Source organism: Polaromonas sp. P3_B4 (assembly GCF_056402835.1).
The window spans coordinates 57,046-74,794 of sequence record NZ_JBFUGQ010000001.1 but is presented as its reverse complement, the minus strand read 5'-3'; the positions used below and the strand labels follow the sequence as shown (position 1 = coordinate 74,794).

The window sequence follows — 17,749 nt, the reverse complement described above, 5'->3', positions numbered from 1 at the left end:
AGTGTTTTACCTTCCAGTTCATGCTTGCTTGCATCAGTCTTTGGCGTCAAAGCCCTGCTGGACCAGCCAGTCGGAACCTGCCTCGTGGCGTGCCCGGGCATCGGCGCTTTGCTCACGATCGTCATCGCCCTCAAACATCACCAGGGCGCCGTCACCGTTCTCATCACTGTCTTCGTCGTCGTCGCCGTCACCATCTGCTTCGGCGTTCACCATCGACGCGGCCACCGGCAGACCCGCCATGTATTCCAGCCCCGCCGTCAGCGTCAGGAATTTCTCCCCGCCGGGCGCCTGCAAGACGATGTGTGCCAGGTCCTGAGCCCAGGGCGCCAGCACAAAGCCATCCGCCAGGCTACCCCAGGCCGGAAAGCAATCGGCATCAACATCGTGGCTGAGCAGGTGTTCCATCACGGTTTTTCCCGTGAAATCAAAACCCTGGTGAAACACCACCGCCACCATCTCTGGGCTGGTGTCCATCATCTGCACCAGAAAGGCCATCTCCTGGCGTTTGCCGGCCAGACGCTGGTGCAACACGTCGCGCCCCTCGGAGTCGAATCGCAGGTCATCCATCTCGGACTGGTAGGCCGAACGCAGGTCGAGGAAATAAGGGGAGACGCTCATGCCGCCGGGTTTTTCATGGGGTGTTCTTCTTTCGGTCAGCAAGGGTCACAGTAGCGGGTTGAGATAGTCGGCCCAGATGGCACGCGCCGTGTCTATCGGGCTGTCGAGCAGGTTGCGGCGGCGGTTGTCGTCATAGACCTGGCGCTTGTCCGCATCCGACAGCACCTCATAGGCCTGCTGCATCGCCCTGAAACGCTCAGGCGCCTCGGGGCTGGCATTTTTGTCGGGATGCCAGAAGGATGCTTTCTGGCGAAAGGCTTTTTTGACATCGGCCAGCGTTGCTGCGCTGTCCAGCCCGAGGGCGGTGTAGTGATCAATCATGCGAAAGTGGCTGTGTCCTGGACCGCAGGCAGGGAGCTGCACGGCATGTTGAAAGGCTCACGTACTGAGGAGATTCGCCTGCGCGCGTGGCGGAGGGATCACGGATTATGCCCGTCTGGTGCGGTGCAGGCTGGCGGCCGGTAAATGACCTTGTCTCGTACTTGCCGCCCGCAGTTCGCCACAGGTACAGCTGCGCTCGTCAATATTGAGGAGGCGGTAACCACACTGCCCGCCTAGAATCGGTTTGCGATGTTTGGTATTCTTTTTATCGACCTGAACGAAACTCACAATGGGCAATAAGTCTTTTAATAACAAGCACTTGGCTGGTTTTTTGACGGCCAGGTTATACCGCAGGCGCGATGTTATACCGCAGATCTTGCGGTATACATTACGTTAGACCTCACTAGACCCGCATCACAGAGAGACACGCATCCATGGCAGCCGACCTGTACGAAGCAATCGAACGAGTGATAGACGAACAGACCTTGCTGGAGTTCATCGCGCTTCTCGCCGCTGACTGGGACGAGGAGCGAGAGATTGAACAGGAGCGGCCTTCGGCTCCGTACGGGGCTGGTGCGCTCGGATGGGAGAACGGCAGTATCGGAGCATTCCTGGATGCCGGTTATCGTTGGGGCATCGCTTCAATCGACGGGCTGAAGTTCTACAAGAAGCCGGAGAACCCGTGGCAGCGGATTGCCCAAGTACTTCACGCGGGAAAATTCTATGAGTAGCCGCGGCTGGACGGTGAGGTCTAACAGGTCGTTCGACACGGACACGCAGCGGCATTGCGCCGCGAGCCGTGCGCTGGAGCATACGTCTCGCGGCGCAATGCCGCTGCGTGCCGGTCAACTCCGACGTTAAACCGCACAGTCCATGGCAGAAGCAACGTCAATGCTTATCAACTGCGGCCCACACGGGGAGCGCGTAGCGACCGTCGTTTGTCAGCACCTGTTGGATGCCGCGAAGCTGTCACCTGCTGGGTTCGTTGAGAACTCGTCCGATCCTGCGGATCTCCAAGCCTGGTGTCATGCGTGTGAAGAGAAATTCCTGGCTGAAGGCGAGATGACCGAGGTCTTCAAGGAATTCAATGGAATGACAATTGTCTGCATCGAGTGTTATGCGGGAATCAAATCTCGGCACACCATTCCGGCAGAGCAATAGAAATGGGTGAAGCGGTGCGGTTTAACATGCCAATCGACACGGACCAACAACAGCAGAAGGCGGCTTCGCCGCGCGTTGTTGTCGTCCGGTCATCTTCACGTTAGACCGCTAGGAAACATCGTGGCCTGCCTAGGTGTCCTCGCGGTTTTTTTTGTCGTGGGATGGGCTCTTATTGGCGCGATCTACTGGCTCGTACGTGACGACGGCGATCTGTGCGAAGACCTTCAGTGGACTAGCATTTGGTCTGCGATGACAAGCAACTACTACCGTGCCCTAGGATTTCTCCACTTCGGGCACCTAAGATATGGACACGCGGCGGTGAGCGTCCTGTGCCTAGTGCTAGTTGTCTGGGAAGCTGTGTTCCTTTGGTGGATTCTTAGGCATACCCCTTGTGAAACCTAGCTACCATCTGGCAATGTTTGGAGTTGAAGCAGCGCCCGCGCGGTCTAACAGGTCGTTCGACACGGACGCCCAGGCGCTTCCGTGCGCTTCCCGGTCGCCGGTCAACTCCAACGTTAAACGGCCACATTTCCTGATGCGAATCATCATTGACAGCTTGGACCCTAACGACGAAAAGCGGATCGGCTTTACGCCTATGCCGAGTTACGCCGTTTCTTTCAGCGGTTGGTTGATCTCCGGCACCGCGCGTTTTGTTCCAGCGTCAGAAGCCCCGATGCTTTGTGTCGGCGAAGTTTTTGACGTTGAAGTCAGCCAAGAGAGGATTTCCGAGTTTGAAGTCCTTCAGAATAGAGCCACCTTGGAGCCGTTGGCCATGAGGCCTGAGGCAAACGGGTTCATAGTTCATGGGGTTGTGTCGTCCGTTCAACCAGTTAACGAACCTCCGGGTCAGCAGTGCATCGTTGTTGTTGCCGGTGAAGCGCAATTCTTTCTCAGTAGGACAGAGATTGGCGATATCGACCTTTCGGTCGGAAACGCTGTGCGGTTCATCGCGCATGATGTGTCCCTCTGGGACGAAGCCATATGACGACGCTGGCGACTAACCCGTTTAACAGGTCGGTCCACGCGGACACACAGCCGCAGGTTGCCGCTGCGCGGCAGTTGCTGCGCGCCGGTCACCTCCAACGTTAGACCGCCACAGTTTGCAATGCAAAACACTATAAAGATCGCTATTGCCTCGGCTATCTTGTTGCTTCTCGGTTCCGGGTTCTTGTTCCTGGGGGGTGGCGCACTCATGCGGGGGGTTTTTTACATTAGCAAGTACCGAATTACGATCATTCACCAGGACCAATCGCCGTTATTCTTCTACGCTTACGTAGCTCACATGCTGTTTTTTGGTGGGCTTCTCCTGGCTGCCGGATTTGCTGTCTGGTTCAGCCGCGGCGAAACTAGAAGAGAGGCTATTTCTTTTGTGGACTCAGCTATCTTGAGTCACCCGAGTCCGCGCTGGTCGCTGATGGCTTTAATGATTGCCGTAGCCGCTGTTTTGATCGGCATAGCACTATTTGTTTTATGAGTTTCTACTTCGATCCGTTTCTCGGCTGCCTGTCTAACATCGCAGCCAAGTGGACGCGTAGCGGCTCCGCTTACGTCCAGCGTTAGCCGAAAAATGAAGCAGTTGACCATATTTCTTGTGGGCGTTCTCATGTCTGGTTGCAGTTACTCATTCAGCGCAGATGAGAAAGAGGCTAGAAAGCAGTTGCTGGAGCTTGCACCGCTTGGCTCTGACGCAAGGGATGCACTTCCGAAGCTTCAGGCCATGGGTTTTAAGTGCTTTTGGTCAAAGCAGGCCAGTTTTGCGGGAATCGAAGGTAAGAACGACTATCTGTACTGTGATAACCGCCAGATGGTCGGCCCACTCATACATAGACGTTGGCAGCTTGCTCTGGTTCATAGTGCCTACGTTGTCTCCGACGCGAGGTTCGGGATTGCACTTACAGGGCCATGAGTCAGCGCCTAACATTGCATCCAACCCGGACGCACAAGTGCGCCGGTTAATTTAAACGTTAGGCCTCCCAGAATGCGTCATTGGCTTTTCTTGTTCGTTCTTGCGTGGGCAGGGTTGGCCGGCGCTGCTGGCGAGCCTCAGCCAGTGGTACAGCACGGCCTCGCAAAGATCGGCCAAGAAATAGCCACCGAGCATTGCGGCGCGAAAGCGAAGGTGAGTCGGCAAGCGGTGAAAAATCGCTTTGACGAACCAGTTCTTGATCAACGCGAAACTATCCGATGCAAGAACTTGGTTGTGGTCGTTTACCAGGCTTCGATCCAGAGTCCGCCTCTTGAAATTCTCGAGTGGCTTACTGTCCGTGGGGCGCACACCAAGTTGCCAAAGCCCATTACTCCTGGGGCCACTCGCTCTGAGGTATTGGCCTTTGCAGGAAAACCAATGCAATCCGATCGAACTTCTCTCGTCTATCTCCTCAACGATGAAGGTCCCGATCAGCACACTGCAACGTTCAGGTTTTCCGGGTCGAAACTGGTGTCGATTACCTGGTGGTGGAGCGAGCAGTGAGGCCTAACCTTTCAATCGAAAGGACGACAGCCGGCGCGCCGGCTGTCTCCTCTCATTTCCGACGTTGGGCATCGTGATGCAAGCACTCCTGGTCTTGGCTGCCCTTTTGTTTGCCATTGGAACTGCGATCTACTTTGGCATCCGTTATGTGTCGGGCAAGTGTGGTGTTGCCAAGGCATCGGAGTTTCTCCTTTGGGCTTCGTGCGCGACGTCACTCTGTTTCATACCATGGGCAGACCTGATAGATGCCGTTGCGCTAGTTGTTTATGTCTGTGCCGCTGCAAGCATCAGATTGCTTGTGTTGAAAAGACCATTGCGTGAGCCAGAAATAGTTTTTCATATGGCAATGCTTTATCTATCGCTATCTCGCCTCGACAAGGTTACCGGCTACGGGCATCCGAACGGATACTTAGTGCTGGCCCAATACCTTTTTTTAATCACGATCGTATCCAGTTGCATTTACCAAATCTTCAAATCGGATAAGGCCTTCGCTATAGGAGGATTGCTTCTTCTCGTATTCCCGGTTTCTCATTTTCCACTTGAGCTCACACGAAACCTTGTCGCCAGAACGATGGCTCCAGATGTGGCAAACCTTTACGTTACGAAGTTATATGCGGGTGAGATATATGGTCTTCGATTCGATAAAAGCTATTGGGTTGACCGCTATTCTTCGAGCGAAGGAAAATTTCAGAAAAAGGACTCCGCGCTATTGAATGATGGCGGCGGAACAATGGACGCACAAATACCTATCATTGCATCCTGGGAGTTAGATATCGTCAAAATGCTTTTTGATGAACAGCGTGCTGGAAAATAAGCACCCATTACTTCACCGATGCCCGACCCATCATTTCACCGGACCAGCGCAAAAAGCCGCGCAGGCCAGTGAATTCAAACGTTACCTCACGTTGAGACCGATATAGAACACGCCCCTCGACAAGCACGTCACTTATCGACGCAGCAAATCAGCCCCACTCCGACAACCGCCCCGACACCAACCTGAACCGCCGCCCGCAACGCGAGGCCAGCGTTTCATCGTGCGTGACCAGCACAAATGCAGTGCCGAAGTCGCGGGCGAGTTGCAGCATCAGTTCAAACACACCGTCGGCGGTTGAACGATCCAGGTTACCGGTCGGCTCGTCGGCCAGCACGCAAGCAGGCTGCGTGACCAGCGCACGCGCAATCGCCACACGCTGGCGCTCACCGCCTGAAAGCTCTGCGGGGCGGTGATGAATGCGGTCTTTGAGGCCCACGGCCGCTAGCATCGCTGTCGCGACGCGTGCGCATTCCGCGGGAGATTCGCGTCGAATCCACAGCGGCATCGCAACGTTATCGAGCGCGCTGAATTCGGGCAGCAAGTGGTGGAACTGGTAGACAAAACCCAGATGCTTGTTGCGCAGGTCGCCTTGCTGCTGGGGCGAGAGGGCCGAGAGCGTCTGGGCCTTCAATTCGACCTGGCCGCTGGTGGGAGCGTCGAGGCCGCCCATCAGGTGCAGCAGTGTGCTTTTGCCGGAGCCTGAGGCGCCGACGATGGCTAACGTTTCGCCGGCGTGCACTTGCAGATCAACGCCGTGCAGCACCGTTAAATCGATCAGGCCTTCGTGGAAGCGTTTGGTAAGGCCGCTGGCTTTCAGCACGATCTCCTCATTCAAGCCGGGGCCGCGGGACTGGCTTTGCCAGACCGCAGGCGCAGCGGCCCCCTCGGGGGGCAGCGTAGTACGCGAAGCGACAAGCGTGGGGGTCATTTTTTCACTCATAACGCAGTGCCTCCGCGGGGTTGACGCGGCTGGCACGCCAGCTGGGGTAGATGGTGGCCAGGAAAGACAGCACCAGGGAGATGACGACGATCGGCATGATGTCGGCGTATTGCGGTTCACTCGGCATGCGGCTGATGAGGTAGATGTCTTTGGGCAAAAAGCTGGCGTTGAGCGCGCGCTCAATCGCCGGCACGATGACGTCGATGTTGAAGGCGATGCCCAGGCCCAGCAGCAGGCCCGATAGCGTGCCGATGACACCGACGAGTGCACCCTGCACCATAAAGATTTTCATGATGCTTTTGGGGCTGGAGCCCAGCGTGCGCAAGATGGCGATGTCGGCGCGCTTGTCGGTCACCGTCATCACCAGCGTACTGACGAGGTTGAAGGCCGCGACCGCCACGATGAGTGTGAGGATGATGAACATCATGCGTTTTTCAAGTTGCACGGCGGCAAACCAGGTCTTGTTCTGGCGCGTCCAGTCGCGAATCAGCAAATCGCCGCTCAGGCTTCGTGAAAGCTCAAACGCCACTTCACGCGCCTGGTGCAAGTCTTTGAGCTTGATGCGGATGCCGGTGGGGCCTTCGAGGCGGAAAATCCGCGCGGCGTCGTCCTGGTGCATCATGACCAGGGCCGAGTCGTACTCAAAATGGCCGGAGTCAAAGGTGCCGACCACCGTCATTTGCTTTAGGCGCGGCACCACGCCTGCCGGGGTGACCTGGCCGCTGGGCGCGATCAGCGTGACGCTGTCGCCCTCACGCACGCCCATGGCGCGGGCCAGCTCGCCGCCCAGCACCACGCCGAATGCGCCGGGCACCAGCTTGGCCAGCGTGGGGCCGGACGTTACGGCGAGGTCGGTGACCTGGCCTTCGAGCGCCGGATCAATGCCGCGCACGACGGTGCCCTTCATGTCTTCACCGCGCGCCAGCAGGGCTTGCGCCGCGATGAAGGTGGCGGCGCCGGTCACTTGCGGGTTGGCCTTGATTTCAGCAAGTGTTTTTTGCGGGTTTGGCAGGGCAGCGCCGTTGGGGGCGAACACCTCGATGTGGGAGATCACGCCCAGCATGCGGTCGCGCACTTCCTTCTGGAAGCCGTTCATCACGCTGAGCACGATGATGAGCGCGGCCACACCAAGCGCAATGCCCAGCATGGACACGCCTGAAATAAAAGAGATAAAGCCGTTGCGCCGGGTGGCGCGGCCGGCGCGGGTGTAGCGCCAGCCCACTATCAGCTCATAAGGAATTTGCATACTCAACCTGGTAGTCGTTGCGGGCCACTGGTGGCCAACTCGAACGGATTCTTATAGGGTGCGATTTGAGCGCCCAAATTTGAACGCCAATTGTGGCATCCCGGACAATAGCCCCATGTCAGCCAATTCCCCCACTCCTTTTGCAGGGCCGCACCTGCTGCTTCCCTTTGCGGCCTGCAGTGCACAGGCCTGGCTGCCCACGATGAAAGCGCTGCCGGCCGACAGCACGCGCAACCTCAAGCAGCTGCTCAAGGGCATGAAGTCAGTACACACTGATACGGCAGATGCACACACGCTGTCGCCGCCGCACGAGCGAGCCTTGGGCCTGGCGCTGGGGATTGCCGCCGCGGATACGCCTGACGGGCTGATTCCGTGGGCCGCGCAGGATGCGGCGCAGCATCTGCAAGCCGGCACCGACAAGGCCTGCGCCTGGGTAACCCCCTGCCACTGGGCCATGGGCCGCGAACATGCCACGTTGACGGACCCTGCTGCGCTGGGCCTGACCGAAGCCGAATCCCGCACCTTGCTGGCGGCCATGCAGCCTTACTTTGAAACCGACGGCATCACGATGCACTATGTGCCCGCACTGGGGCCCGAGCGCTGGCTGGCCGAGGGCGAGCTGTTTCGCACCCTGCCCACCGCGTCACTCGACCGGGTCATGGGCCGCAACGTAGACCCGTGGCTGCCCAGCGCACACAGTCCGCGCGGCGCGGAACGCAGCGCCGGGCCGCCCCAAGCAAGTTCAGCCCCCGAGGGGCTGGAGCCCGCGGCTCCAAGCCTGCCTGCGCAGGCTTGGACGGGCGACAGAGGCGAAGCGTCTCGCGAGCCGCGGCCTGCAAGGCCTCGCGCACTACACGAAGTGAGAAGCGTGGGGGCCATATCCCGCAAGATGAAGCTGCTGCAAAACGAAATGCAGATGCTGCTCTACACGCATGCGCTGAACGATGAACGCGCCGAGCGCCGCCAGCTACCGGTCAATTCTTTCTGGCTGAGCGGCAGCGGGGCCCTGCCCGCCGGGTATGAACCTGCCAGCCAGGCGCCGACCGTGCCGCGCAGCCTGGCGCAAGCCGTTTTTGCTGATGACTGGCAGGCCTATGCCCAAGCCTGGGCCGCACTGGATGCCGGCGAGATGGCGCAGCTGCTGGCCCGCCAACGCGCAGGCGAGGCCGTGCGGCTGACGCTGTGTGGCGAGCGCGGCTGGCAGACGTTTGAAACGCACCAGGCCGGCCTGTTGGCCAAAATTTCGAACCTTTTGATGCCGCAGCCCTTATGGTACTTGCGCGACCAGCTATAAAAAAGATAGTAAACACACATGAAAATACAGGTACGCGACGTGCCCCCGCGCAGCGTCTGGGCGCTGCAGCAGGCCGGCATTCACCCGCTGCTGGCGCAGCTGTACGCCGCGCGCGGCGTGAATGCGGCAGACGAGCTGGACGACGGCCTGGCCCGGCTGTTGCCGCCCGCGTCGCTGCACGGCGCCGCTGAGGCCGCGCGGCTGCTGGCCGACGCGATGGCGGCAGGCAAAAAGATCTGCGTGGTGGCTGACTACGACTGTGATGGCGCCACCGCCTGCGCCGTGGCGCTGCGGGGCCTGAAGCTGCTGGGTGCGCAGCACGTCAGCTACCTGGTGCCCGACCGCGTGACCGACGGCTACGGCCTCACGCCGCCCATTGCAGAGCGGGTGAAGGCCGGTGGCGCCGATGTGCTCGTGACGGTAGACAACGGCATCGCCAGCATCGACGGCGTGGCGCGTGCCCGCGCCCTGGGCATGCAGGTGCTGGTGACTGACCACCACCTGCCCGCGCTGAAAGACGGTGAAGTGGTGCTGCCCGAGGCCGACGTGATCGTCAACCCGAACCAGCCAGGCTGCACGTTTGAAAGCAAGTCGATTGCGGGCGTGGGCGTGATGTTTTATGTGCTGCTGGCGCTGCGGGCCGAGTTGCGCGAACGTGGTGCCTTTAATGCAGCCACACAACCCAAGCTTGATACGCTGCTGCCCCTGGTGGCGCTCGGCACCGTAGCCGACGTGGTAAAACTGGACGCCAACAACCGCCGGCTGGTGGCGCAGGGCCTCAAGCGCATACGCACGGGCCATCTGCCTGCAGGCCTGGCCAGCTTGTTCAAGGCGGCGGGCCGGCAGGCGCCGGTCGCCACCACCTTTGACTTTGCGTTTGCGCTGGGCCCGCGCATCAATGCGGCAGGCCGGCTCAGCGACATGACGCTGGGCATTGAATGCCTGCTGACCGACGACCCGGCGCGCGGCGACGAGCTGGCGCAAATGCTGGACGGCATCAACCGCGAACGCCGCGACATTGAGGCCGGCATGCGCGAGCAGGCGCAACTGGCGGCCGACGCGATGATTGATGAAGACGAGGAGCCGCCGCCGGCGATTGCCATCTTCGACCCTGAGTTCCATGAAGGCGTGGTCGGTATCGTGGCCTCACGCGTCAAGGACAAGCTGCACCGCCCGACGTTCGTGTTTGCCGCCAGCCAGGCCGACGGCAAAGAGCACGAGCTCAAGGGCTCGGGCCGCTCGATTCCCGGCTTTCACCTGCGCGACGCGCTCGATTTGGTGGCCAAGCGCCACCCCGGCGTGCTGCTGCGCTTTGGCGGCCACGCCATGGCGGCCGGCTGCACCATTGCCGAAGAGCACTTTGAAGTGTTTGAAAGCGCGTTGCAGCAGGTGGCGCACGAATGGCTGGACGCCGCCACGCTGACGCGCCGCATGGACACCGACGGCCCGCTGCCGGCCGAATACCGCCGCACCGACGTGGTCGACACGCTGCACAAGGAGGTCTGGGGCCAGGGGTTTGCAGCCCCCACCTTCAGCGAAGTGGTGGAAGTCGTGTCGCAGCGGCTGGTGGGTGAGAAACACTTGGCGCTCAAGCTCAAGCACCAGGGCCAGCCGGTCGACGGCATCTGGTTTGGCCACACCGAATCGCTGCCCGCGCGGGTGAAGCTGGCCTTCCGGCTGGATGCGGACGAATGGCAGGGCGTGAAGCGGGTGCGGTTTCTGGTGGAAGCGGCTGAGCTCTGACGGCCCGCTACCTCAAAGCCCTGGGTTTCTTAAGCGAATCGGGGTTTTGGCCAATAAGGGTGTGCGCAAGCAGCTCCTGAATTGATAGCAAACAGGGATACTTCAAGGGTTTCATCTGTTTACCCAAAAAGGCATAAGCCCTTACTCCAATTGAGAGTAATTCTCATTTAAGATGGGTTTTGCCCTTTTATCGGCTGATGCTTCGTTTGCCTCTTCGATTGCATATCGTTCGTTTGTTGACGAGGGCGCCTTCATCTTATGGAGCTCCGACATGCAAGGACCCTGTACCTCTCTGCCCGGCCTTGACCGTGAACACCGCGCCCTGCTCGCCCAGTACGGCGAGATCCAGAAGCGCTGCAGCACGGTGATTGCCGTGCAGGCCGCGGAAATCTCGCGCCTGCAATCCCAGGCGGTGCGCCTGCGTGCGGCGGCGATGGTGCGGGAGACGGCGCTGGCCTGGGAGCGTGAAGACCGGCAGGCCGTGGAGGCGGCCATCCCCGGCCTGCCCAAACGGCTGACGCTGGCGCGCCGGGTGGAGTGGTTGATGGGCCGTGTCCATGATTTGCAGGGTTTGGTGCGGGAACGCCTGGGCCGGCAAAAGAACACGGCGGCCCCGGCCACGCTGGCGGCGGCTTTATCAGCTTCGCAAGCCACAGCCGCCCTGCATGAAAAGTCGGTGCTGTGCGTGGGCGAGCAAGGCGCCGGCACCACCGCAGCCCGGCGTGTTGTTGAAATGGCTGGCGGGCACTTTTTGCACCATGCGGGTGACGACCTGCAGGACGCAGCCGCACTGGAGGCCAGCCTGGTCGCCGCCGACCTGGTGATCTGCCAGACCGGCTGCGTGAGCCACGACGCCTACTGGCGCGTGCAGGACCACTGCCGGCGCACCGGCAAGCAGTGTGTGCTGGTGGGCCAGCCGCAGGCCATGCAGTTTGTGCGCAGCCGGCAGGCGCCTGGCCTGCCAATCACTCCAGAAACCCAGAATATCAAGTCAAAAACGGCTCCAGCCTTTTAAGAGCTTGCGCGAGCAGCTATTGATTTAATAGCACCTCAGCAAGTTCTGCCGATGTCACTGCAACGCAAACTCACCGCCACGCGCAATCGCACGCTGGTAGGCGGGCCTGGCGTGGATGCGTGCCAGGAAATCCATCAGCCTGGGCCGGCTCTCGTTAAGCCCGCCGCGCGCGGCAGCCGCCTCCAGCGGAAAGCTCATCTGGATGTCTGCGCCGCTGAACTCGGCGCCGGAAAACCAGTCGCTTTGGCCCAACGACATTTCCAGGTAATCCAGGTGCTGCCGCAGTTGCGGCTCGATAAACGTCTTCTTGACTTTGCCGGCAATGGCGCGGGCTATCGGCTTGGCGAAGAACGGCATGGGAAAGTTTTCCACCTTGTCGAACACCAGCTTGAGGAGCAGCGGCGGCATGGCCGAGCCTTCGGCGTAATGCAGCCAGTAGGTGTAGCGCAGGTGCGCAGGCGTGCCGGCCTCGGGCGCCAGGCGGCCGGCGCCGTAGCGCGCCACCAGGTATTCAATGATGGCACCCGACTCGGCCAGCGTGAACTCACCATCGGTGATCACCGGCGATTTTCCCAGCGGGTGCACCGCGCGCAGTGAAGGCGGCGCCAGCATGGTTTTGGGGTCGCGCTGGTAGCGCTGGATTTCATAGGGCAGGCCCATCTCTTCCATCAGCCAGAGGATGCGTTGCGAGCGGGAATTGTTGAGGTGATGCAGGGTGATCAAGTGCGGCTCCATAAGACGGAAGCGCTGATGGTAGGCCATGGATTGCTGGCTTCAAGCTCCGGCGGCGACAGGAAGAAAACCTGAAAAGGGCAGGTGGCACCCCAGGGTGGGCACACCCAAACCTGACAGCGGAAGTTTCAGGAACTTCTGGTTACAGCATGCACCAGCATGGCAGGCAGGCACGGCTTCCTCGGCACCAGAAGCATGCATTTTGTACACAATCTTGAGATAAATCGCGTACAAAGCTGGCACAAGCCTTGCACAGAAGCTTGGCATGAACGCTCTTGCCAGCCCGCCTCCCGCCGCCATTGAAGCCATTGCGCTGACCAAACGGTATGCGCAGCAAGACAAGCCGGCGGTTGACGGCATCAACCTGCGCATTGCCAGCGGCAGCTACTGCTGCCTGCTCGGGCCTTCGGGCTGCGGCAAAAGCACGACGCTGCGCATGATGGCGGGCCACGAATCCGTTACCAGCGGCGACATCCTGCTGGAAAACCGCAACATCACCGACCTGCCCGCCGCCGGCCGCGGCACGGCCATGATGTTCCAGAGCTTCGCGCTGTTTCCGCACCTTTCAGCGCTCGACAACGTGGCCTTCAGTTTGAAGATGAAAGGCGTGGACAAGGCGGCCCGCCGCCAGCAGGCCAAAGATTTGCTGGAACGCGTGGCGATGGGCCACCTGGCCGAGCGCAAGCCGGCCGAGCTTTCCGGCGGGCAGCAACAGCGCGTGGCGCTGGCGCGCGCGTTGATCACGCAGCCGCGTGTGCTGCTGCTCGATGAGCCGCTGTCGGCGCTGGACCCTTTTCTGCGCATCCAGATGCGCGCCGAGCTGCGGCGCTGGCAAAAAGAGCTGGGGCTCACCTTTATCCACGTCACGCACTCGCAGGAAGAAGCCATGGCATTGGCCGACACCATGGTGGTGATGAACCACGGCTTGATCGAGCAAGTCGGTTCACCGCACGAAATCTACAACCGCCCCGCGAGTGAATTTGTGGCGCGCTTCATGGGCGGGCACAACGTACTAGACACACCCGCCGGCAAGATCGGCGTGCGCACCGACCACATGCAGATCACCCCGGCCGGCCAGGCCGCACCCGACGCAGCGCACAACCGGCGTGCCGTGGTGACCGATGTCGAATACCAGGGGCCCTATGTATTGCTGGGCCTGCAAAACCCGGGCGTATCGCCCACGGCCCACACCACAGCCGAGTTGTCGGTGATGGTGCCCGAGGCGACGTTTGCGGCGAGACCCTATGCGCCGGGTGACAGCGTGCAACTGTCATGGGCGCCCGAGGCGGCGCACACGCTGCAGGCCGCCCCTCCTGCCGTCATTAGTGCCTGATCCGTACGGCTCACAGAAATACAGATTTTTCAACCGTCCCTTCGCAAGAAGATTTCCACCCAAGCCACCAGGAGTTTTCACCATGTCCGACGCTCTTCCTGATCAAAAAAACACCGCCACCGACACCACCGTGGGCGGCGTGCCGCGCCGCGCTTTGCTCAAGGGCACAGCCGGCATTCTGGCCACAGGCCTGTTCCCGGCCGTGCACGCGCAGGAAAAAATCGTGCTGCGCTACCTGGGTACTGCGGTGAACCAGGACAAGGCCATTGCCGAGAAGTTCAAGGCCGACACGGGCATCACGATTCAGTACGTGGCCGTGACCACTGACGACGTGACCAAGCGCGCCGTGACCGCACCCAACAGCTTTGACCTGATTGACACCGAGTACTTCTCGCTGAAAAAGATCGTGCCCACCGGCAACTTGAAGGGCATTGACACCAAGCGCATCAAGAACGCCGACAAGATCACCTCGCTCTTCACCACCGGCACCGTGGCCGGCAAGGCCGTGGGCGACCAGGGCACCGCACCCAAGAAGGTAATTTATCTGGAAGGCGAAAAAAGCAAGGTCTTCGCCAAGAGCCCGACGCAGTTCATGTCGCTCATTCCCACGGTGTACAACGCCGACACGCTGGGCATTCGCCCCGATTTGATCAAGCGCCCCATCACCTCCTGGGCCGAGCTGCTGAACCCCGAGTTCAAGGGCAAGGCGGCCATCCTGAACATCCCGTCGATCGGCATCATGGACGCCGCCATGGTGGTGGAAGCCAAAGGCATCTACAAGTACCCGGACAAGGGCAACATGACCAAGAAGGAGATCGACCTGACGATCGCCACCTTGATCGAAGCCAAGAAGGCCGGGCAGTTCCGCGCACTGTGGAAAGACTTCAATGAGTCGGTCAACCTGATGGCCTCGGGCGAAGTGGTGATCCAGTCGATGTGGAGCCCCGCCGTGACGGCCGTGCGCACCAAGGGTATTGCCTGCAACTTCCAGCCGCTCAAAGAAGGCTACCGCGCCTGGGCCGCCGGCTTCGGCTTGCCTGCCACGCTGTCGGGCAAGAAGCTGGACGGTGCGTATGAGTTCATCAACTGGTTCCTCGACGGCTGGGCCGGCGCTTACCTGAACCGCCAGGGTTATTACAGTGCCGTGCTGGAAACCGCCAAGGCCAAGATGGAAGCGTATGAGTGGGCCTACTGGATGGAAGGCAAGCCGGCCTCGCAGGACATCAAGAGCCCGAATGGCGATGTACTGGCCAAAACCGGCGCGGTGCGCGACGGCGGCAGTTATGAAGCGCGCATGGGCGGCATCGCCTGCTGGAATGCGGTCATGGACGAGAACAATTACATGGTGCAGAAGTGGAATGAGTTCGTCGCAGCCTAAAAATTGGCACACCCCTGTTGACGCTCACTTCGTGTAGCGTCCTCTCCCCTTGCAGGGGACGACACTTGCGGCCCGGCAAAGCCGGTTCCGCGGTGTCCTGGAACAGGCTTCGCTTCGCTTGCCCTTGGTAGCTCATTTTTTTACTTTTGGATATTTATGGGTGCTCCTGCTGTTGCTGCGCATTCCGCTCCGGTCAAGGCGCCGGGGCGCGGCCTTGCGGCCTGGTGGCAGGCTACGCCGTTGACGGCGGTGTTTGTGGTGTTCTTTCTGGTTCCGCTGGCGCTGGTGTTGATGGTGAGCTTTTGGGACTTCAATGAGTATGAGTTGCTGCCGGGCTTTACGCTGAAGAATTACTTCGCCATCTTTGAAGGTTGCGGCAACACCTCGGAGCTGTGCGTCACTTTCAAAACCTATTTGTCGACCTTCAAGTTCAGTTTCCTGGTCTGGTTGATCACGCTGGTGACGGGGTTTTCGGTGTCGTACTTTCTGGCTTTTTATGTGCGCTCGCAAAGCGTGCAGACGCTGTTGTTTGTGCTGTGCACGATCCCGTTCTGGACGTCCAATGTGATCCGTATGATCTCGTGGGTGCCGCTGCTGGGCCGCAATGGCCTGGTGAACCAGAGCCTGACGGGCCTGGGCATCGTGAACCAGCCTGTCGAGTGGTTGCTGTTTTCGGATTTTTCGGTGGTGCTGGCGTTTGTGCACCTCTACACCATGTTCATGATCGTGCCGATCTTCAATTCGATGATGCGCATAGACCGCAGCCTGATCGAAGCGGCCAACGACAGCGGCGCCTCGGCCTGGCAAACGCTGTGGAACGTCATCGTGCCGCTGTCGCGCACGGGCATCATCATCGGCTCGATTTTTGTCATCACCATCGTGATGGGCGACTTCGTGACCATCGGCGTCATGGGCGGCCAGCAGATCGCCTCCATCGGCAAGATCATCCAGGTGCAGACTTCTTACCTGCAGTTTCCGCTGGCGGCGGCCAATGCGGTGATCCTGCTGGCTATTGTGCTGATGATCATCTGGGCGTTGACCCGCCTCGTCGACATCAGAAAGGAACTGTGATGAACGACAAACGCACCGCCGGCTTCTGGTTCCTGGCCGCATTTTTTGCACTGTTTGTGCTGTTCTTATACGGCCCGATGTTTGTCATCGTGGTGCTGAGTTTTCAGGGGCCTGAAGGGGGACTGACGTTTCCGCTGCGCGGTGTGTCGCTGCACTGGTTTTACAAACTGGCCGAAGGGCTTGGCGTGGTGGACATTGGCGCGGCGCTCAAGCGCTCGCTGGGCCTGGGCCTGGCCGTGATGGCTTTCACGGTGGTGCTGTCGGTGCTGGCCGGCCTGGCGTTTCGCAAGAAGCTCGCGGGCGGCAACACGCTGTTTTTTGTGGTGGTGGCCAGCCTGATCATGCCGTCCATCATCGTGTCGCTGGGCATTGGCCTGGAGTTTCGCCTGCTCGACACCGGCGTCAAGAAAGCGCTGGAGGCTTTCGGCATGGCCGAGGCGCTGGAAGGCTACGGCACGTCGCTGGGCTTGTTCACCTCGGCGCTGGGCGCGCACCTGACCTGGACGCTGCCCTTTGGCCTCTTGATCATGTTTGCGATTTTCAACCGCTTCAACCCGGCTTATGAAGAAGCCGCGCGCGACCTGGGCGCCACGCCGTGGCAGGGTTTCCGGCATGTGGTGCTGCCGCTGATCGCACCGTCGGTGGTGGGCATCGGCATGTTTGGTTTTACCCTGAGCTGGGACGAAATCGCCCGCACCTCGCAGGCCATCGGCGACGTGAACACCCTGCCGCTGGAGCTGCAGGGGCTGACCACCACCGTCACCACGCCGTCCATTTATGCTCTGGGTACCGTCACCACTGTGGTGTCGTTGCTGGTCATGGCGCTGGCCCTGGGCCTGGCCTGGTGGCTGGGCCGCCGGCAAAAGAAAGGCACCCGATGAGCGAGGCAACGCCCGTAACCCAGGCACCCCCCCTGACCGACAGCGAAATGTATGAGCGCGTGATCTCGGCCATCCTGGACCACCGCCTGCCGCCGGGCACCAAGCTGGTCGAAGACAAGCTGGCCGGTGCCTTCGGCGTGTCGCGCACGCGCATACGCCCGGTGCTGGTGCGCCTGGCCAATGAACAGGTCGTTACCCTCATCCCCAACCGCGGCGCCACCGTGGCCCAACCCACCGAGCAGGAGGCGCGCGAAGTCTTCGAGGTGCGCCGGCTGATTGAACCCACGCTGGTGGAGCTCTTCATTGCCAAGGCGAGCGAGGCCGACATGCAACAGCTCAAACGCTGCATCGACGACGAGGAAGCCGCGCGCCTGGCCGGCGACATGCACCGCGCGATCCGCCTGTCGGGCGACTTTCACCTGCAGATCGCCGAACGCGCGGGCCACCAGACGCTGGGCCGCATCCTGCGCGAGCTCACCTCGCGCACGTCACTGATTTTGATGACCTACAGCACATCCCACAAGGACAGCCGCGACGAAGCCGCCGCCTGCGGCTGCCGCGAGCACCGCAAGCTGCTGGACGCGATTCGCCTGCGCGACGTCCAGGAAGCCGCGCGCCACATGCGCGAACACCTGACGCGGCTGGAGTCGCAGCTGCAGTTCACGCCGCCGGCGGATGATGCGCCCGACCTGTCCACGCTGTTTAGTTGATGGCCCCCACGCTTTTCACTTC

The 17,749-nt window shown here is 60.6% G+C and carries 20 protein-coding genes; 15 read left to right on the top strand and 5 right to left on the bottom strand.

Annotated elements, in window-relative coordinates:
* Nucleotides 1–33: 33 nt before the first annotated feature.
* Both AC1DVV_RS00390 and AC1DVV_RS00385 read right to left on the bottom strand, forming a co-directional pair.
* Complete coding sequence (locus AC1DVV_RS00390) at nt 34–618, bottom strand: hypothetical protein (RefSeq protein WP_477702307.1); 585 nt, start codon at nt 616–618, stop codon at nt 34–36.
* Nucleotides 619–663: 45 nt separating this feature from the next.
* Complete coding sequence (locus tag AC1DVV_RS00385) at nt 664–939, bottom strand: DnaJ domain-containing protein (RefSeq protein WP_477666144.1); 276 nt, start codon at nt 937–939, stop codon at nt 664–666.
* Between the two features lie 434 nt (nt 940–1,373).
* Between AC1DVV_RS00385 and AC1DVV_RS00380 the strand changes: the two genes are divergently transcribed.
* The 7 genes from AC1DVV_RS00380 (at nt 1,374) to AC1DVV_RS00350 (ending at nt 5,384) form a co-directional block, all read left to right on the top strand.
* Nucleotides 1,374–1,670: a DUF7660 family protein gene (locus tag AC1DVV_RS00380; protein ID WP_477666143.1), complete on the top strand. Its 297-nt coding sequence runs from the start codon at nt 1,374–1,376 to the stop codon at nt 1,668–1,670.
* 142 nt (nt 1,671–1,812) lie between these two features.
* Entirely contained in the window at nt 1,813–2,100 is a 288-nt protein-coding gene (locus AC1DVV_RS00375; RefSeq protein WP_477666142.1) for a hypothetical protein, read from the top strand.
* 535 nt (nt 2,101–2,635) lie between these two features.
* Nucleotides 2,636–3,085 (top strand): hypothetical protein, encoded by a 450-nt coding sequence (locus AC1DVV_RS00370; RefSeq protein WP_477707086.1) that lies wholly within the window; start codon nt 2,636–2,638, stop codon nt 3,083–3,085.
* A 120-nt stretch (nt 3,086–3,205) separates the two neighbouring features.
* On the top strand, nt 3,206–3,574 hold the full coding sequence (locus AC1DVV_RS00365) for a hypothetical protein (protein WP_477707085.1): 369 nt from the start codon (nt 3,206–3,208) through the stop codon (nt 3,572–3,574).
* A gap of 93 nt (nt 3,575–3,667) precedes the next feature.
* Nucleotides 3,668–4,006, top strand: coding sequence for a hypothetical protein (locus AC1DVV_RS00360; protein ID WP_477707084.1), 339 nt, complete (start codon nt 3,668–3,670; stop codon nt 4,004–4,006).
* A gap of 72 nt (nt 4,007–4,078) precedes the next feature.
* The gene (locus tag AC1DVV_RS00355; protein WP_477702869.1) at nt 4,079–4,570 is read left to right on the top strand and encodes a hypothetical protein; all 492 of its coding nucleotides are present in this window, start codon (nt 4,079–4,081) and stop codon (nt 4,568–4,570) included.
* 73 nt (nt 4,571–4,643) lie between these two features.
* On the top strand, nt 4,644–5,384 hold the full coding sequence (locus AC1DVV_RS00350) for a hypothetical protein (RefSeq protein ID WP_477707083.1): 741 nt from the start codon (nt 4,644–4,646) through the stop codon (nt 5,382–5,384).
* Between the two features lie 148 nt (nt 5,385–5,532).
* Here the strand turns inward: AC1DVV_RS00350 and lolD are convergent, their stop codons facing one another.
* Entirely contained in the window at nt 5,533–6,207 is a 675-nt protein-coding gene (gene lolD, locus AC1DVV_RS00345) for a lipoprotein-releasing ABC transporter ATP-binding protein LolD (protein ID WP_477702680.1), read from the bottom strand.
* A gap of 109 nt (nt 6,208–6,316) precedes the next feature.
* On the bottom strand, nt 6,317–7,570 hold the full coding sequence (locus AC1DVV_RS00340; RefSeq protein ID WP_457279550.1) for a lipoprotein-releasing ABC transporter permease subunit: 1,254 nt from the start codon (nt 7,568–7,570) through the stop codon (nt 6,317–6,319).
* 115 nt (nt 7,571–7,685) lie between these two features.
* Here AC1DVV_RS00340 and AC1DVV_RS00335 point away from each other — a divergent pair, with 115 nt between their 5' ends.
* The 3 genes from AC1DVV_RS00335 to AC1DVV_RS00325 all read left to right on the top strand — a co-directional run bounded on the left by AC1DVV_RS00335 (nt 7,686) and on the right by AC1DVV_RS00325 (nt 11,622).
* A complete protein-coding gene (locus AC1DVV_RS00335) occupies nt 7,686–8,864 on the top strand; it encodes a hypothetical protein (protein ID WP_477702668.1) in 1,179 nt (392 codons plus the stop codon).
* A gap of 18 nt (nt 8,865–8,882) precedes the next feature.
* On the top strand, nt 8,883–10,607 hold the full coding sequence (gene recJ / locus AC1DVV_RS00330; RefSeq protein WP_477702669.1) for a single-stranded-DNA-specific exonuclease RecJ: 1,725 nt from the start codon (nt 8,883–8,885) through the stop codon (nt 10,605–10,607).
* Nucleotides 10,608–10,878: 271 nt separating this feature from the next.
* Nucleotides 10,879–11,622: a DUF2325 domain-containing protein gene (locus AC1DVV_RS00325; RefSeq protein WP_477702670.1), complete on the top strand. Its 744-nt coding sequence runs from the start codon at nt 10,879–10,881 to the stop codon at nt 11,620–11,622.
* Nucleotides 11,623–11,676: 54 nt separating this feature from the next.
* Here the strand turns inward: AC1DVV_RS00325 and AC1DVV_RS00320 are convergent, their stop codons facing one another.
* Nucleotides 11,677–12,345 (bottom strand): glutathione S-transferase, encoded by a 669-nt coding sequence (locus tag AC1DVV_RS00320; protein WP_477702671.1) that lies wholly within the window; start codon nt 12,343–12,345, stop codon nt 11,677–11,679.
* Nucleotides 12,346–12,619: 274 nt separating this feature from the next.
* On the opposite strand from AC1DVV_RS00320, the gene AC1DVV_RS00315 reads away from it, so the two are divergent.
* The 5 genes from AC1DVV_RS00315 (at nt 12,620) to AC1DVV_RS00295 (ending at nt 17,727) form a co-directional block, all read left to right on the top strand.
* Nucleotides 12,620–13,687 carry an ABC transporter ATP-binding protein gene (locus tag AC1DVV_RS00315; protein WP_477702672.1) on the top strand — a complete coding sequence of 356 codons (1,068 nt, stop codon included), beginning with the start codon at nt 12,620–12,622 and terminating at the stop codon, nt 13,685–13,687.
* An 82-nt stretch (nt 13,688–13,769) separates the two neighbouring features.
* Nucleotides 13,770–15,065 (top strand): ABC transporter substrate-binding protein, encoded by a 1,296-nt coding sequence (locus tag AC1DVV_RS00310; RefSeq protein ID WP_477702673.1) that lies wholly within the window; start codon nt 13,770–13,772, stop codon nt 15,063–15,065.
* A 156-nt stretch (nt 15,066–15,221) separates the two neighbouring features.
* Nucleotides 15,222–16,136 (top strand): ABC transporter permease, encoded by a 915-nt coding sequence (locus tag AC1DVV_RS00305; RefSeq protein ID WP_477689982.1) that lies wholly within the window; start codon nt 15,222–15,224, stop codon nt 16,134–16,136.
* Nucleotides 16,136–17,017, top strand: a complete 882-nt coding sequence (locus tag AC1DVV_RS00300) for an ABC transporter permease (protein ID WP_477707082.1) — start codon at nt 16,136–16,138, stop codon at nt 17,015–17,017. Before AC1DVV_RS00305 ends, AC1DVV_RS00300 begins: the two co-directional genes overlap by 1 nt.
* A complete protein-coding gene (locus tag AC1DVV_RS00295; protein ID WP_477695714.1) occupies nt 17,014–17,727 on the top strand; it encodes a GntR family transcriptional regulator in 714 nt (237 codons plus the stop codon). Before AC1DVV_RS00300 ends, AC1DVV_RS00295 begins: the two co-directional genes overlap by 4 nt.
* Nucleotides 17,728–17,749: the final 22 nt, after the last annotated feature.